This window comes from Ruegeria sp. H7 (genome assembly GCF_056532945.1).
This window is the reverse complement of record NZ_JBQFNZ010000005.1, coordinates 290856-306091: the sequence shown is the minus strand read 5'-3', so window position 1 is coordinate 306091 and position 15236 is coordinate 290856. Positions and strand designations below refer to the sequence as shown.

Below are 15236 nucleotides of genomic sequence, written 5' to 3'. Positions count from 1 at the left end.
AAACACACACAGGTCGCATTTTATTCGATGGCTGGTGAAATGAGCTCGGAACAGGCGGTGCGGACCGCCGTGCAGACGCATTCCAAACGTGTCTGGCGCTTTGCGCTGGCGTTGTCGGGCGCGTCGGATGTGGCGGATGATCTGGTGCAGGCCACATGTCTGCGCGCGCTAGAACGCCACCATCAGGTGACATCGCAGGATCGGCTGGATTCCTGGCTGATGACAATCTGCCGCTCGATCTGGTTGAATGAGGTGCGCTCGCGCGCGGTGCGACGGGCGCAGGCGTTGTCGGTGACGCCCGAGGCGGAGCTTGTTGCGACCGGCCCCGATTCAGAAACGAATATTTTCGCCGCTGAAGTGTTTACACAAGTGATGCAGCTGCCAGAGGCGCAGCGCGAGACGGTGATGCTTGTGTTCGTCGAAGGATACAGCTACCGCGAAGCCGCCGTGTTGCTGGACGTTCCCATCGGCACGATCATGAGCCGGTTGTCCAGCGCCCGGCAGAAATTGAAGACCGTAATGCAACATGATGCGGCAGGCACCGCGCAACGGAGTGGCAAATGACGTTTTCCGACGAGACGCTGCAGGCGTATCTGGAAGGCACACTGGACGAGGCGCAGTCTCGGGCCATCGAAGCCGCGGTTGAGCAGGACGCCGCGCTGGAAGGCCGCCTGATGGCGCTTGATCCGTTTGCGCCCGTCGTGCAGCAGGTGTTCGAGGGCCTGCCCGCCGTTGCCCCGGAGATTGACCTGCCTGCGCCCTCTGCCCCTGAACGGTCGGGCGGTGTGGTGCGGTTGTGTGCCGTGGCCGCATCCGCCGCAATTGCTGCCTTTGCAGTAACCTTCTGGGCCACGCGCCCGGCCGAGTTGGGTTGGGCGCAGCAGGCGGCGATCTACCAGTCGTTATATGTGCCGGAAACCATCGCCGGGCTGGATGTCTCGCCTGCCACGCTGGATGCGCAGATCGCTGAGGCCGAAGAGACGTTGGGCCGGTCTTTGAACCGAGAAACGCTGGAGTCCCTGCCGGGGCTCGAGTTGAAGCGGGCACAGATCCTCTCGTTCAAGGGCAAGCCGCTGGTTCAGATCGTGTTCGCGGATGAGCAGGGCCAGCCGCTGGCCTTCTGCGTGATCCGGCAGGGTCCGGCTGCCCCCGCCAAGGACGTCAAGCAGGCGGTGCTAAGCGGTCTGGCCACCGCGACATGGGCGCAGGGCGGGTATGGCTATATGCTGCTGGGCAGCGATCCCCAGACGGACCTGAGCGGTGAGTTGGGCGTGCTGACCCAGACATTTGCGGGTTAAAGCGCTTTGCGTTTATCTTGAATCGGAATGCGCTTCCTCTCCCTTTGGTCGAACGCGCATTCCGATGAATGTACCTCAGACAAAACGCAAAACGCTGTAGAAGAAACCCCTTGTGAACCGTCCAAAATGCCCAAAGAATGCGGGCATGAAGTCGAAACATGTCATACCTGCGCCTGAGGATGAGGCCGAAGACGCCACACCGCGCAGCATCTATGACACCGACCCCCCGGATGACGATGATCTGTGGTTCCTGCCGCCCGAAGAGGATGAACCACGCGACGATTTCCTGCCCCCCGGTCCTCGCGCAGATACGCGGGTTTTGTTTGATCCGCGCGATTGGCGCAGAGCGCAATCAGAACTGTCCGCCGAACTGGCAGATCTGGCTGTCACCTTTGGGGCCTTGGACGAGCGCTTGCGGGCCGGACCCGAGGGGTGGACCCATCGTCTTGCGCTGATGGATGTATCCGATCTTGGCTGGTGGACCGGGGATCGCATCAGCGTCGACCGGCTGGCCCTGTGGACGGGTCTGCGGATCGGCGCGACCAGTGATGATGTACAGGCGCTGTTCCGGGCAGGTTGGGCCGTGCGGCGTCTTACATCTGGCGCGGCGCCCTCGGCGCACGGCTGGGAGACCGGACTGGCCGCATTTCTCGACCGGATGGCGCAGGGGATCGAAGAGGTGCCCGAAGCCGTTGCCGATCTGGCCGAGGTCATGCGCAATGCCGAAGGGTTGCACCCGGTCACGCAGGCGGCCATCGCGTTTCACGCCTGGCGCGCGCTATCCGAAGGAATTGGTCAGGATACAGAGGCCGCGATCATTGCTGCGCGTCACGCCGCCTCGATGGGGCGGGGCGGGGCGCTGTTCATGCCGCTGGCGCTGTCCGGTCCCGGCGCCTTGCGCGGGGTTGGCGAGCCGGAAGAAAAACTTTCAGCGTGGATCACCGGGGCAGGGCAGGCGGCGCTGGCGGCCCTGTTGCATCTGGATCGCGTCAGCGCGTGGGAGGTGCGTGCCCGTGAAGCCACGCAGGACCTGTCCGGGCGCACGCCGCCGGTGCTGATCGACGTTCTGACCGCCTGGCCGATGGTGTCGGCCCCGCTGGCCGAGGAGCTCACCAAAGCCTCGCGCGCGGCGGTTCAGCGCAATATCGACCGCTTCATGCGGCGCGGCCTGATCCGCGAGGTCACAGGGCAGGGACGTTACCGCGTCTGGACGGCGGCGCTGTAGTCCAGCAGCCATTCGCGAAAAATGCGCGCCGGAGGTCGCAGGTCGGTGCGGGACGGGTAGATCAGGTGATAGGCCTCTTGCCCGGCGACCTGAGCGTCGGGAAGGCAGGGCACCAGCCCCGAAACCTGCATGATCCGATCCGACGCGGGCGCGCGGGCCAGCGCGATCCCGGTACCGCTGGCCGACAGCTCGGCAGCCATGATCGAATTGTCAGCAAAAAAGAACCGGGCCTGCCCGGCGGGTAAACGCATGGTTTCGAACCAATGCGGCCAGCTTACGCGATGGGTCGAAACCTCGATCAAAGTGAACTGAAACAGATCCTGGGGGGTTTGAATCCGGGCGGCAATCTCTGGCGGCGCGACGGGGTACAAAACCTCGCGCAGCAGTTCATCGCCTTCATTGCCGAACAGGGCGGGGTTGCCGAAGACGATTTGCAGATCCGTGAATCGGTTGGCGAAGTCCGACGCAATGTTCCCGGTGGCCAGCGAAAGGTTGATCTGTGGTTGCGCGGCCTGAAACGCAGGCACGCCTTTGGCCAGAATCCCATGGGCGAACAGCAAAATGGATTGCACATAAAGCCGCTGCTCGCGGGTTTCTCCGAACAGGCCCGAGGTCGCGGTTTCCAGCATCAGAAGGGATTGCTGAACCGTTGGCAGATAAGCCCGACCTGCTTCGGTCAGCGTAACCGCATGGGCGTGACGGTGGAACAAAGGAGTGCCCAGCCGGGTTTCCAGCGCTTTGACCTGCTGGCTGACGGCAGCGGCGGACATGTTCAACTGCGCGGCGGCCCGCGCAAAGCTTTCGGTTCGCGCCGCAGCTTCGAACACGCGCAACCAGTTGAGAGAGGGAATGCGCCGAGACATGGGAGCAGGCTAAGTCAAGCTTAGCCTGACAGGCAAGAGGTTCAGTTATGGAATACTGAAAAGCCGGGATAGGCTGAAAGCGCAAAGCGAACAGGTGACCGGATGTCTATGAATACCACTTTGACCCAAGAACAGGCCGACCAGTATTGGCAGGACGGCTTTCTGTTTCCTCTTTCCGTCTTTTCCAAAGACGAAGCCGCCGGGTATCGGGCGGAATTGGAACAGATCGAGCGCGACTGGCTGGCCGCAGATCTGCCCTTGCCGCTGAACACCTATAAGCGGATCAACGCACATCTGGTCGTTCCGCTTGCCGCGCAGATTGCGCAGGACCCGCGCGTTCTGGATGTGGTCGAAGGCGTTCTTGGCCCCGATATTCTGATATGGTCGGCTGAGTTCTTCATCAAAGAGCCGAATACCAAACACACGGTTGGTATGCATCAGGACCTGACCTATTGGGGCATGGGTGAGACGCCCGATCAGGTCACGGCCTGGATTGCGCTGTCACCGGCAACGGTTCAAAGCGGGTGCATGGATTTCGTGCGCGCCAGCCACAAGAATCCGATCCTGCCGCATACGGATACCTATTCGGACACCAACCTTTTGTCCCGTGGTCAGGAGGTAGCCGTAGACGTTGCGGACAGTGACAAAACCCATGTCGAGCTTGCACCCGGCCAGATGTCGCTTCATCACGGGTTGACGATCCATGGGTCTGGGCCGAACCAGTCCGAAGATCGGCGGATCGGCCTGGCGATCCGTTATCTCAGCCCCGGCGCCCGGCAATTGGTGGCCGACAAAGACTATGCGCTGCTGGCACGAGGGTCTGATGCCAACAGCAATTTCATCCCGGTTCAGCCGCCGACCGAATTGTTCTCATCCGAGTCTCTGGCGATCTATGAACAAGTGCGCCGGGACCAAAGCAAGGCATTGACCGACGGGGCCAGCAACTCGGTTCCGCTATACGCTGCGAAGTGAGGGCGAGTTCATCGGGCGCTCAGCGCCCGACCCCAACATAGGTTTCAAAGCCGGATTTCAGCACTTTGCTTTCGGAATAGATGTTGCGCAGATCGACCATCCGGGGCGTGTTCATCGCCTCGGCCAGATCGTTCAGGTTCAGCGCGCGGAACTCGTTCCATTCGGTCAGCAGGACCACGACGTCGGCCCCTTTTGCGGCGGCATAGGGATCCTCGCACCAGTCAACGCCGGGCAACAGGGCCTCACCTTCGGATTTGCCTTGCGGGTCGACCACGCGCACCTTGGCCCCGCCGCCGATCAGGGCCGGGACGATGGTCAGCGATGGTGCATCGCGCATGTCATCGGTGTTGGGCTTGAAGGTGACGCCCAGCATCGCAACGGTTTTGCCGTTGAAACTGTCATTGCAGGCATCGCGGATTTTCTCGATCATCCGCTTCTTCACCTCATCATTCACGCGTATGACGGTTTCGGTGATCTGCATGGGATGAGCATGCTCCTGACCGATCCGCGCCAGTGCGGCGGTGTCTTTCGGGAAGCACGAGCCGCCATAGCCCGGCCCTGCATGCAGGAACTTGTTGCCGATACGCCCGTCCAGACCGATGCCGCGCGCGACCTCTTTCACATCGCCGCCCACCCGTTCGCACAGGCCCGCGATTTCGTTGATAAAGGTGATCTTGGTCGCCAGAAATGCGTTGGCGGCATACTTGATCATCTCGGCGCTTTCCAGATCGGTGGTCAGGATAGGGAAGTCGCGCAGATAGAGCGGGCGGTAAATCTCGGCCATCACTTCGGCGGCGCGGTCGTTTTCAACACCAACCACCACTCGGTCGGGGCGCATAAAATCGTCAATCGCCGCACCTTCGCGCAGGAATTCCGGGTTCGAGGCGACATCGAAATCCGCATCCGGATTGGCGGCAGAGACAACCGAATGCACCTTGCGGTTGGTCCCCACGGGCACCGTCGATTTGGTGACGATGACGGTGTAGCCGGTGACGGCCTGAGCAATCTCTTCCGCGGCGGCCATCACATAGGTCAGGTCTGCGTGGCCATCGCCGCGACGCGTCGGCGTGCCCACGGCGATGAAAACTGCATCCGCGCCGTCCACGGCTGCGGCCAGATCGGTGGTGAAACTCAGCCGTCCTGCGGCTACGTTTTTGGCCATCAGCACATCAAGGCCGGGCTCGTAAATCGGAACGTCTCCGGCCCGCAGCATCTCAATCTTTGCTTCGGCCTTGTCGACACAAATCACGTCATGGCCAAAATCCGAGAAACACACCCCCGACACCAGGCCCACATAGCCGGTGCCGATCATCGCAATACGCATTCTAAAAAATCCTTCTCACCAATTACCGCCTGCGGCGCGGATACCATCAAAGAAACTGCGCCCAGTTTCAATGCCTGACAGGGGCTTTGACCGGCATTCGACAGTTTCTTGCTGTTCTGACGGTGTGATTTGGTGCAGAGGATTCAATCTCTGGGCGCGCAGAGAACGGGTTGAGGCAAATCCACTCAACCCGTTCAGTCTGCGCCGGGTAACGAAAGGGCGTTACGTCAGAACCAGCGCCCGACAGCGATGGCAGTTGGTGACACGGTTGCGCTGTCCGAGGTTGCGGACAGCACCTTGTAGGCTGCTTGTGAACCGGATGGGGTGTCGAAGCCCACAAACCGCGCCAAAGCGCCGCCGCCGCCGCTGATCGCGGGTGTGTTCGCGAAGGTTGCAGGGAAGGCCCATGTCGCGGTGGCGCTGGCAAACAGCGCACCCTCGACATTTGTGCAATCGGTCGCGGGCAATGTGGCGGTGCAGATTTGGGTCCCGTCGGCAAAGCGCACATAGTCCCCGGTTGCGCTGCTGCCGCGTTCGATCACTGCGCCGGTCGGGGTGCCTGCCGCTTCTGACACTGTGCCCAGCAGGTTGCCCGGCCCATAGCCGTAATCCGCGCGCATCAGGCGACCCGAGGTTGTGTCATCGGGGCTGCTCTGGACCGCCGACCCAGCTGCGTGGCCGGTGGCGGGATCAAAGCTCAGCGCTTCGGTCCATGTCCCGCCATCCGGGGACACTTTGATCGAAAAGCCAGTGCTGCCGGAAAGCCCCATCTCTGCATGGCCCGTCCAATTGGACTGGAACAGCAGGGATGCGGTCTCGGACGCGCCGGATTTGTTGATCTTTAGCTGGTGACCGCCGCCATCATGGCTCAGCAACGTGGCCGGGCTGCGAACAGACAATCGGTTGGTGCTGTCATAACTGGTGGCGACACCCACGCCATCCAGATTTTGCGTCGCAATCGGAGGAGTAACCCACGCGTTGCCATCCCAAATCTTCAATTGCGCGCTGGCCAGATCCCAAGCGCGCCATCCCGGTTGAGGGGCGACAAAACGCCAGGCGTTGTCCAGCCAGGCGGCCAGCTCACCGCCATGCCCCGACCAATCCCCGCCGGGTGTCGCACCCAATGCGTGGATTTCCCCCTGTTCGGGTGCGGGTGGTGGCGTGATTGCTTCGACAGATGCGACGGTCAACTGAACAACCAGATCCAGCTCGCGCAGCGCCTCGTTATGGGTGACGTGTTTCTGTGCCTGCGACGGTTGCAGGAAAGGCAGGTTCAATCGGGGTGAGTTCTGAGACACGGGGCGCGTCCTCCTGTAGCTGTCGGTCCGACGTTTCTGTTGCGCGCCACCCTGCCGCGAGGCGCGTGAATCCCGTCTGACCGGGCCGAACGCCCGATTTACCCGCCGCTAACAGGTGGTTTCCAATTTGGGGACAAACCTTGACTGAGCGCTGATCTGTTCAGGCATTCGCCAAGGGTGTTCCGGGTGGGTGATTCTGTGAACCCACCTTTCAGACGCAGTTAGCTGCGCGCGTAGATATCTTCGTACCGGATGATGTCATCCTCGCCCAGATAGCTGCCGGTCTGAACTTCGATCAAAACCATCGGAACCTTGCCGGGGTTTTCCATCCTGTGAACCGCGCCCAACGGAATGTAGACCGACTGGTTTTCCGACACCAGGCGGACCTCATCGTCGATGGTGACCTTGGCCGTGCCCTTGACGACAATCCAGTGTTCGGACCGGTGGTGATGGGATTGCAGGCTCAGCGCTGCGCCGGGATTGACGTGGATGCGTTTGACCTGAAACCGGTCATCGACCACAAGGCTTTCAAACCACCCCCACGGACGGTGATCGACGGGCAGAGATTCCGCCTGACTGGCGCCCTTGGCCTTCAAAGCGCTGACCGCCTGTTTGACGTCCTGAGCCCGGTCCATGCTGGCGACCAGAACCGCATCGGGCATGGCGACGGTGATGATGTTTTCAAGACCCATGGCCACCACCTCTTGCGCCGGGGATTCCGAGCGGATTAAGACGTTGTGGCAATCGATGGTCGTGACCTCTCCGGTCGTGGCCACGCCGTCTGCGTCGGGTTGGCTCAATTCGTGCACGGCGGTCCAGCTTCCCACATCGGACCAGCCAGCGGCATATGGGACAACGCTGAGGTTTTGGGCCTTTTCCATCACCGCATAGTCGATCGAAATGTCGTCAGCCTGCGCCCATTCTCCGGCATCCAGCCGCAGAAAGCCCAGATCGGTTTTTGCTTGCTCGACAGCTTGTTTGACGGGGGCGATCAATCCCGGTGCGTGTTCTTCGAACGCAGCAACGATGTCGCGCACGGCGAACAGGAAAATCCCTGAATTCCACAGATAGCTGCCATCGGCCAGCATGGCCTTGGCATTGTCCAAATCCGGCTTTTCTACAAACCGATCCAGCGGCACGGCCGCGCCGGATGTGTCAGGCGTCTGGCTCAGCTTCAAGTAGCCGTAGCCCGTTTCAGGCCGGTCCGGCGTGATGCCGAATGTCACCAGATCCCCGCGGTCAGAAATCGCGTTCACGCCTTGCGCCACGGCGGCATGAAAGGCGGATTTGTCTGGGACCACGTGATCAGACGGAGCGACAAGCATGATCGCCTCTGGATCGCTGTTGGCCAGATACAACGCAGCCGCCAGAACCGCAGGCGCAGTGTTGCGCCCTTCGGGCTCGATCAGAATCGGGCCGGGGTCGATGCCAACGGCCCCCAACTGCTCGGGCACAACAAAGCGGAAGGCTTCGTTGGTCAGAATCAAGGGCTTGGCATACGGCGCGCCGTCCGGCCCGCGCATCCGCTGGGCGCAATCCTGCAACAGGCTCGTCTCACCCACCAGCGGCACGAACTGCTTGGGGTAGCTTTTGCGCGACAGGGGCCACAGTCGGGTGCCTGACCCACCGCACAGAATGACGGGATAGACAGTATTCATGATGCGCACGCCTTTGAACTGCAAGTACCCGACGGTATCGCCTTAATTGCAGTCAAGGGAAAGGGCCTGTGATTATTGGGCCGCTTTCCCCGTGGCAACGATGTCATTCAGATATTGGCTCAGATCGCCGCGCAGATCGTCGCGGGCCAGCGCAAACGCCACTGTGGCCTGCAAAAACCCGGCTTTCGAGCCGCAATCGAAACGCTGCCCGTCGAACTTGTAGCCAAAGACCGGAACGCCGTTGCGGATGTCTTCCGCGATCGCATCGGTCAGTTGAATCTCGCCACCGCTGCCGGATTTCATCGAATTCAGGTTATAGAGGACCGACGGGCCAAGCACATAGCGCCCGATCACGGCAAGGTTCGAAGGTGCCTCATCCGGTTTGGGTTTCTCAACCATACCCCGCGTGCGCACCACGGTGCCCACATTGTCGCCCACATCCAGAACCCCGTACGAGCTTGTTTGTTCATGCGGAACTTCCATCGCGGCGACCATGTTGCCGCCTGTTTCCTCATAGGCTTCGATCATCTGCTGCAAACACGGTTTGTCGGCGGCGATGACGTCGTCGGGCAGCATCACGGCAAAGGGTTCATCCCCGATCAGACGCCGCGCGCACCAGACCGCGTGGCCAAGCCCCAACGCCTTGTGCTGACGGATATAGGCAATCGCGCCGCTTTCCATGTTGGTGGCGTTCAGCGTTTCCAGCAGATCGTGTTTGCCTTTGGCCTCTAACGCCTGTTCCAGCACCAGATTGTGGTCAAAATAATCCTCAAGCGCCGACTTCCCGCGCGAGGTTACAAAGATGAATTCCTTAATCCCGGCAGCGCGCGCTTCGTCGATGGCATATTGCACCAGCGGACGGTCAACCAGGGTCATGATTTCCTTTGGAACCGATTTCGTTGCTGGCAGAAATCGGGTGCCCAGCCCGGCTACGGGAAAAATCGCTTTGGTGACCTTACGTGTCATAGTGCCTCTCAATTCGTAATTCGGCCGGAAGGTCGCAGCGCGTCCGGCATTTCCTCATAGGCTGCGAAACCAGATCAATCAATGATGCCCGTCCTTGTGGGCGTGAATAGGATAAATCGTGCCATTTGGAAGGGTCAGAGTCAAAATCCAATCGTTAACGTGAAGGATTTGTCATCCGGAGTTTACCCATTGTGCATTGCATATGCCCCGATCAGTTTTTCAGGCTGGCTTTCATGCGCTGTTCCGGAAAACAAGTCGCGCTTTGGCCTGTCGCCTCTTGCCAGCGTCCGATTGATCGGCGGGTTTTGAACCCCGGCAGCCCATCCGCCCCGCCGACGTCATGGCCTTGCGCTTCGAGCGCGCGTTGCATCGCCGCAATGTCCGAGCGGTAGAGGCCGCCAACCTTCCCCCAGCGGCCAGAGAAATCGCCGACGCCAAACTGGATCCGGTCCCCGACATGGCCGACAAACAGGGCATAGAGGTCGCTTTTGTTGTACTCTTTCAGCACGTAGAAATTCGGCGTCACCACAAAGGCAGGTCCGTTGCGCCCGGCGGGCATCATCAGATAGCCTTCACCCGCCAGTTCATGGGCCGGGAAGGGCTTGCCCGAGACGCGCGTGATGCCCATTGCCGCCCAATCGCGAATGGGCCGCCCCTGATCCGGCCCTTCCAGCGCGCAGGACACTGCGTTGGGCACCGTCACCTCGAACCCCCAGTCTCGGCCAGTGACCCAGCCATGCCGGGCCAGATAATTCGCAATCGAGGCCAGCGTGTCATCGGCAGAACCCCAGATATCCGCCCGCCCGTCGCCATTTCCGTCGGCGGCATAGGTCAGAAAGCTGGATGGCATGAATTGCGGCTGCCCCAACGCCCCGGCCCACGAGCTTTTCATGTCCCGGACATGCCCGGCTTCGGCAATTTGCAATGCGGCGATCAATTCACCGGTGAAATAGTCAGCCCGTGTGCTCATGAACCCTTTGGTGGCCAGCACCTGAAAGGCGTCATGACGGATCGGGACCTGTCCATATCCGCTTTCCCGGCCCCAGATGGCCAGAAGGATGCGCGCGGGCACACCGGTCTGCGCCTCAACCCTTGCAAGGGTCGCGGCATGACGTTTCGCCATTTGCCGCCCGACAGACGTTGCCCCCTGAACCGAGCCCGCGTTGAAATACCGCCCGGGCGAGCCGAACTCGGCCTGCTTCTGCTTTTTTGGCGTCTTCGCCTTGCTGCCGGGCGGGACAAGATCGGGCAAGTCCCAGTTCAGAGTAACCCCTGAAAAGGCGCGGTTCATGGTGTCACGAGAGACACCCTTGGCACGGGCCTGCGGCCAGATCGTTTGGTTCAGCCAGGACTGAAATTGCCGCTCAACCGCTGCGCGATCCTGCGCATTGGCGCTGCTGGCCGCAAAGACCAACAGAAGGATGGAAAGAAATGCACGCATCGGATGTTTGCTGCCCTGTGCCTGTCTGGTTAAACCCAAAGTTCTTGCCGTCAAGGATGCAGGAAGTGGGCAAATAAATCCATTCCTGCTCTTCCAATAGACGAATCCTCTGCGTTCTCGAAAAAACCTTGAGAATTGTCCTGCACTTGCCGATAGTTGACGCTAATCGGGGGCCACAGAGGACAGGCAGGTATGAGTACCATCAGAATGCCCCTCGGGTCGGTTTTGGCGCTGATCGCGGTGGCTATGCTGGTTGCCTCGGCCCAGATGGCGGGTGCCAGCGACAGTTTCATGGACCCTCAGGGCCCTATTGCGGCCGTTCAGAAAACACACCTGTTGCGGGCGACGGTGTTGATCCTTGTGGCGGTTGTGCCTGTTCTGGTGCTGGTCCCTCTGATTGCGCTGCGCTATCGCCGCCGAAAGGGTGGCACTGCGGCTTACAGCCCGAATTGGGACTTTTCCGCCCGGCTTGAGATGCTGATGTGGGGTATCCCGGTGGTGATCGTGGCGATCCTGTCCTTCTATCTGTGGAAGGCGACCCACAGGCTGGATCCCTATGCTGCACCTTTTGGCGATGAGCCCGCCGTGCAGGTTCAGGTTGTGGGTCTGGATTGGAAATGGTTGTTCATCTACCCCGAACTGGGCATCGCCAGCGTGGGCGAACTGGGCATTCCTGTCAAACAGCAGATCGCCATGACGCTGACCACGGATACCGTGATGCAATCCTTCATGATCCCGGCGCTTGCGGGGCAGATCTATGCGATGCCGGGCATGACAACTCAGCTACATTTGGTGGCAGACCGGCCCGAGACGATGCAAGGCGAGAACACGCAGTATAACGGGCGCGGCTTCACCAAGCAGAAATTCGAAACGCTTGCCATGCAGCCTGACGAATTCGAGACATGGGTCGAAAGCGTCCGGCAAAATGGCATCGTGTTGGATCAGGCGACCTATCAGACCCTCGCCATGCGCACAGATCGGGATGAGGTACAGGCGACGCTTGGAACTGCGCAAATGCCTGAAAACGCGCTGTATTTCCGACTGGACGATGGCGATCTGTTTCAGACGATCCTGCATCGCTATCACTCGGGACAGGCTTTGCCATTGGATCAACAACCGGGAACAACCGCTTACGGGCAGGAGGTCGGGCAATGACATCAGAGTCCGGCTTTTTCGGTCGCCTTAGTTGGGACGCATTGCCCATCACGGGCCTGATCCAGAACCCGAACGCAAATGAGATCGTCGCCAATGCCGCCGCAGCGGTGGTTATCGTTGGCGCGGTTGCGGTGGTTGCCCTGCTGTCATGGTTCCGCCTGTGGGGTCCACTCTGGCGCGATTGGCTGACCAGCGCTGACCACAAGAAAATCGGCATCATGTATATCGTCTTTGCTATCGTGATGCTGGCAAGGGGCGTGCTGGAAGGCGTTGTCATGCGCGCGCAACAGGCCGCAGGGCCGGGCGAGGGTTTCCTTGAGGCCGAGCATTTTGCCGAACTGTTCAGCACCCATGGCACGATCATGATCTTCTTCGTCGCTGTGCCCTTTGTCTTTGGCATCGCCAACTATGTCGTCCCGCTGATGATCGGCGCGCGGGATGTGGCCTTCCCGGTGATGAATCAGATCAGCCTCGGCCTGACCGTTTCAGCAGGGATGATGCTGATGGTGTCGCTGGTTGTGGGCCATTTCTCGACCGGAGGTTGGACGGCCTATCCGCCCTATACAGGGGCCGCGTTTAATCCCGGCGTTGGGCCGGATTACTGGATCTGGGCCATTGTCGTCTCTGGGATAGGAACCACGCTGACCGGGATCAACTTTGCCGTCACGATCTACAAGCTGCGTGCACCGGGCATGACCTTTATGCGGCTGCCGATGTATTGCTGGACGATCATCTGTAGCTCGATCCTGATCGTCTTTGCCATGCCGCCCCTGGGTGTTGCGGCGCTGTTGCTGGCCGCTGACCGTTATCTGGATTTCCACTTTTTCACCAATGACCTTGGCGGCAACATGATGAACTACGCCAACCTGTTCTGGCTGTTCGGCCACCCCGAGGTCTATCTGCTGGTCCTGCCCGCCTATGGCATCTATTCCGAGATCTTCGCGACCTTCTCGGCCAAACGACTTTATGGCTACACCTCGCTGGTCATCGCCACCATGTCGATTGCGGTACTGTCCTTTACGGTCTGGCTGCATCACTTCTTTACCATGGGCCAAAGCGCGCTGATCAACGCCGTCTTTGGCATTGCAACCATGCTGATTGCGATCCCGACCGGAGTGAAGGTTTATGACTGGATGGCCACCCTCTGGCGCGGGCGCATCCGGTTCTCGGTGCCGATGTTGTATGGGCTGTCCTTCCTGATGCTGTTTGTGATCGGCGGGCTCAGCGGCGTGATCCTGGCAAACCCGACTGTCGACTATCAGGTGCATAACACGCTGTTTCTGGTGGCTCATTTCCACAATGTGCTGCTTCCGGGCGTGCTGTTCGGTTTGCTGGCTGCCTATAATTATTGGTTCCCCAAGGCCTTCGGGTTCCGCCTGCATGAAGGTTGGGGCAGGGTGACTGTTGCGCTTTGGACCATTGGGTTCATGCTGACCTTCCTGCCGCTGTACTTTGTCGGCCTGATGGGCATGCCGCGCCGGTCCTACAGTTGGGAAGACCCCAGCTTTCACCCCTATATGATTGTCGCCGTTATCGGAGCGCTGGTCATAACGGCGGCTCTGTTTTCAGTTCTGGTCCAGCTTTGGATCAGCATCCGCGACCGGGATAAGACCCGCGTGCCTGTAGGGGACCCATGGGATGGGCGCACTCTGGAATGGTCGATCCCGGCGCCGCCGCCGCCCTATAACTTTGCCATCATCCCGCAGGTGACGGACCGGGATAACTTTGCCATCGCCAAGGAACGCAACGCGGCCTATCCGACGCCGGACGCCTATGAAGACATCGAAATGCCCCGAAACACAGGTATCGGCTTCATCCTCTGCGTGACCAGTGGCATCTGGATGTTTGCCTTGGTCTGGTGGATCTGGTGGCTGGCTGCGCTTATGACTGTTGCGATGATCCTGACCTTCATCCTCTGGACCTTCGACACCAGCACCGAGATCACGATTCCAGCCGAAGAGGTGCGCAAAGAGCATGAGGCATGGTTGGCGCTGGTCCACAGCGAAGCCGCCGTGGACCGTGATCATGAGACCGCGCCGGAAAACCGCGGCCTCGCCCGCCCGGATTTGGAGGCGGTGACATGAAGCGCGCGCCAACCCACAGCTATCCGGGGATCAACCTCGGCGACCGCCACGCCAGCGCCCACAAGGCGTCCGAGGTCGTAACCTTCGGCTTCTGGGTCTTTTTGATGAGCGATCTGGTCTATTTCGGTCTGATGTTTGCCATCTACATCACTATGATCGATGCGCAGGCGGGCGGTCCGGGCCCGCATGAGTTGTTCGATTTGACCAGCATCTTCGCCCAGACGATGATCCTGTTAACCAGCAGTCTGACCGTTGGGCTGGCAATGCTGGCCCTGAAATACAACCTGCCCCGGCCAAGGATTATTCTGTGGTTCGGCGTGACGCTGCTGTTGGGCATCAGCTTCCTCGTTCTGGAAATCCGGGACTTTATCGCCATGGCCGAAAAGGGCGGCATCCCGCAGCGCAGTGGGTTTCTGTCGGCCTTCTACGGTCTTGTTCCATTGCATGGCCTTCACGTGGCCGCCGGCTGCGTGTGGCTGGTGGTGCTGGGCATCCAGTTGCGGGTGATGGGCATGACCGATCTGGTGATCTCGCGCGTGGTGCGGCTGGCGCTGTTCTGGCACTTTCTCGACCTAATCTGGATCGGCATCATCACAATCGTCTATTTCGGAGGGCTGACCTATGGATAAACGCTCTGAAATGCACCGGCGCGAGCGGCGGCGCTATGTGATTGGCTATGGCGGGTCACTGCTGCTGACGTTTGCCATGTTCGGCGTGGCCTATCGCTGGGGGATCGAAACGACCGGAGTGTATCTGACCATCGGTCTGCTGGGGCTGGCCCAGCTTATTTTCCAACTTGTCTACTTCCTGCATATCGACCGCCGTCGCAGCAGCCGAGAGGATCTGGATCTGATCCTGTTCTCAACCCTTGTTCTGCTGATCATCATCCTGGGCACAGTCTGGATTTTGGGCAATCTGGCGATCCGTATGCATGTGCACCCGATGTAAGAAG

Annotated in this window: 14 protein-coding genes; 8 read left to right on the top strand and 6 right to left on the bottom strand. The window is 60.2% G+C overall.

The window, feature by feature from the left end; translation table 11 throughout:
• Positions 1–27: 27 nt before the first annotated feature.
• The 3 genes from ACR0AC_RS13345 (at position 28) to ACR0AC_RS13335 (ending at position 2523) form a co-directional block, all read left to right on the top strand.
• The gene (locus tag ACR0AC_RS13345) at positions 28–564 is read left to right on the top strand and encodes an RNA polymerase sigma factor (RefSeq protein WP_480874014.1); all 537 of its coding nucleotides are present in this window, start codon (positions 28–30) and stop codon (positions 562–564) included.
• Positions 561–1298 (top strand): anti-sigma factor, encoded by a 738-nt coding sequence (locus ACR0AC_RS13340; RefSeq protein WP_480874011.1) that lies wholly within the window; start codon positions 561–563, stop codon positions 1296–1298. The genes ACR0AC_RS13345 and ACR0AC_RS13340 overlap by 4 nt, the downstream gene beginning before the upstream one ends.
• A 145-nt stretch (positions 1299–1443) precedes the next feature.
• Positions 1444–2523 (top strand): helix-turn-helix domain-containing protein, encoded by a 1080-nt coding sequence (locus ACR0AC_RS13335; RefSeq protein ID WP_480626745.1) that lies wholly within the window; start codon positions 1444–1446, stop codon positions 2521–2523.
• On the opposite strand, the gene ACR0AC_RS13330 is transcribed toward ACR0AC_RS13335, so the two are convergent.
• On the bottom strand, positions 2496–3386 hold the full coding sequence (locus tag ACR0AC_RS13330) for a LysR family transcriptional regulator (RefSeq protein WP_480626744.1): 891 nt from the start codon (positions 3384–3386) through the stop codon (positions 2496–2498). The genes ACR0AC_RS13335 and ACR0AC_RS13330 overlap by 28 nt on opposite strands.
• A 108-nt stretch (positions 3387–3494) precedes the next feature.
• Here ACR0AC_RS13330 and ACR0AC_RS13325 point away from each other — a divergent pair, with 108 nt between their 5' ends.
• Positions 3495–4358 carry a phytanoyl-CoA dioxygenase family protein gene (locus ACR0AC_RS13325; protein WP_480874008.1) on the top strand — a complete coding sequence of 288 codons (864 nt, stop codon included), beginning with the start codon at positions 3495–3497 and terminating at the stop codon, positions 4356–4358.
• 19 nt (positions 4359–4377) lie between these two features.
• Here ACR0AC_RS13325 and ACR0AC_RS13320 read toward each other — a convergent pair whose 3' ends face one another.
• From ACR0AC_RS13320 to ACR0AC_RS13300, 5 genes are all read right to left on the bottom strand, one after another.
• A complete protein-coding gene (locus tag ACR0AC_RS13320) occupies positions 4378–5682 on the bottom strand; it encodes a UDP-glucose dehydrogenase family protein (RefSeq protein ID WP_480874005.1) in 1305 nt (434 codons plus the stop codon).
• A gap of 227 nt (positions 5683–5909) precedes the next feature.
• Positions 5910–6980 (bottom strand): DUF2793 domain-containing protein, encoded by a 1071-nt coding sequence (locus ACR0AC_RS13315; RefSeq protein ID WP_480874002.1) that lies wholly within the window; start codon positions 6978–6980, stop codon positions 5910–5912.
• Between the two features lie 221 nt (positions 6981–7201).
• A complete protein-coding gene (locus ACR0AC_RS13310) occupies positions 7202–8638 on the bottom strand; it encodes a mannose-1-phosphate guanylyltransferase/mannose-6-phosphate isomerase (RefSeq protein WP_480873999.1) in 1437 nt (478 codons plus the stop codon).
• Positions 8639–8710: 72 nt separating this feature from the next.
• Positions 8711–9604, bottom strand: coding sequence for a UTP--glucose-1-phosphate uridylyltransferase GalU (gene galU, locus ACR0AC_RS13305; protein ID WP_170453719.1), 894 nt, complete (start codon positions 9602–9604; stop codon positions 8711–8713).
• Positions 9605–9815: 211 nt separating this feature from the next.
• Entirely contained in the window at positions 9816–11045 is a 1230-nt protein-coding gene (locus ACR0AC_RS13300) for a lytic murein transglycosylase (protein ID WP_480873996.1), read from the bottom strand.
• 192 nt (positions 11046–11237) lie between these two features.
• Between ACR0AC_RS13300 and ACR0AC_RS13295 the strand changes: the two genes are divergently transcribed.
• The 4 genes from ACR0AC_RS13295 to ACR0AC_RS13280 are packed head-to-tail and all read left to right on the top strand — an operon-like array spanning position 11238 to position 15232.
• A complete protein-coding gene (locus ACR0AC_RS13295) occupies positions 11238–12200 on the top strand; it encodes a cytochrome ubiquinol oxidase subunit II (RefSeq protein WP_170522986.1) in 963 nt (320 codons plus the stop codon).
• Entirely contained in the window at positions 12197–14284 is a 2088-nt protein-coding gene (locus tag ACR0AC_RS13290; protein ID WP_480873993.1) for a cbb3-type cytochrome c oxidase subunit I, read from the top strand. The genes ACR0AC_RS13295 and ACR0AC_RS13290 overlap by 4 nt, the downstream gene beginning before the upstream one ends.
• Positions 14281–14913 carry a cytochrome c oxidase subunit 3 gene (locus ACR0AC_RS13285; RefSeq protein ID WP_170453723.1) on the top strand — a complete coding sequence of 211 codons (633 nt, stop codon included), beginning with the start codon at positions 14281–14283 and terminating at the stop codon, positions 14911–14913. The genes ACR0AC_RS13290 and ACR0AC_RS13285 overlap by 4 nt, the downstream gene beginning before the upstream one ends.
• Entirely contained in the window at positions 14906–15232 is a 327-nt protein-coding gene (locus ACR0AC_RS13280) for a cytochrome o ubiquinol oxidase subunit IV (protein WP_480584532.1), read from the top strand. Before ACR0AC_RS13285 ends, ACR0AC_RS13280 begins: the two co-directional genes overlap by 8 nt.
• Positions 15233–15236: the final 4 nt, after the last annotated feature.

Bases quoted from the DNA above. Each gene is read 5' to 3' on its own strand.
- ACR0AC_RS13345 (WP_480874014.1), top strand. From the start codon at position 28: ATGGCTGGTGAAATGAGCTCGGAACAGGCGGTGCGGACCGCCGTGCAG.
- ACR0AC_RS13340 (WP_480874011.1), top strand. From the start codon at position 561: ATGACGTTTTCCGACGAGACGCTGCAGGCGTATCTGGAAGGCACACTG.
- ACR0AC_RS13335 (WP_480626745.1), top strand. From the start codon at position 1,444: ATGAAGTCGAAACATGTCATACCTGCGCCTGAGGATGAGGCCGAAGAC.
- ACR0AC_RS13330 (WP_480626744.1), bottom strand. From the start codon at position 3,386: ATGTCTCGGCGCATTCCCTCTCTCAACTGGTTGCGCGTGTTCGAAGCT.
- ACR0AC_RS13325 (WP_480874008.1), top strand. From the start codon at position 3,495: ATGAATACCACTTTGACCCAAGAACAGGCCGACCAGTATTGGCAGGAC.
- ACR0AC_RS13320 (WP_480874005.1), bottom strand. From the start codon at position 5,682: ATGCGTATTGCGATGATCGGCACCGGCTATGTGGGCCTGGTGTCGGGG.
- ACR0AC_RS13310 (WP_480873999.1), bottom strand. From the start codon at position 8,638: ATGAATACTGTCTATCCCGTCATTCTGTGCGGTGGGTCAGGCACCCGA.
- galU (WP_170453719.1), bottom strand. From the start codon at position 9,604: ATGACACGTAAGGTCACCAAAGCGATTTTTCCCGTAGCCGGGCTGGGC.
- ACR0AC_RS13300 (WP_480873996.1), bottom strand. From the start codon at position 11,045: ATGCGTGCATTTCTTTCCATCCTTCTGTTGGTCTTTGCGGCCAGCAGC.
- ACR0AC_RS13295 (WP_170522986.1), top strand. From the start codon at position 11,238: ATGAGTACCATCAGAATGCCCCTCGGGTCGGTTTTGGCGCTGATCGCG.
- ACR0AC_RS13290 (WP_480873993.1), top strand. From the start codon at position 12,197: ATGACATCAGAGTCCGGCTTTTTCGGTCGCCTTAGTTGGGACGCATTG.
- ACR0AC_RS13285 (WP_170453723.1), top strand. From the start codon at position 14,281: ATGAAGCGCGCGCCAACCCACAGCTATCCGGGGATCAACCTCGGCGAC.
- ACR0AC_RS13280 (WP_480584532.1), top strand. From the start codon at position 14,906: ATGGATAAACGCTCTGAAATGCACCGGCGCGAGCGGCGGCGCTATGTG.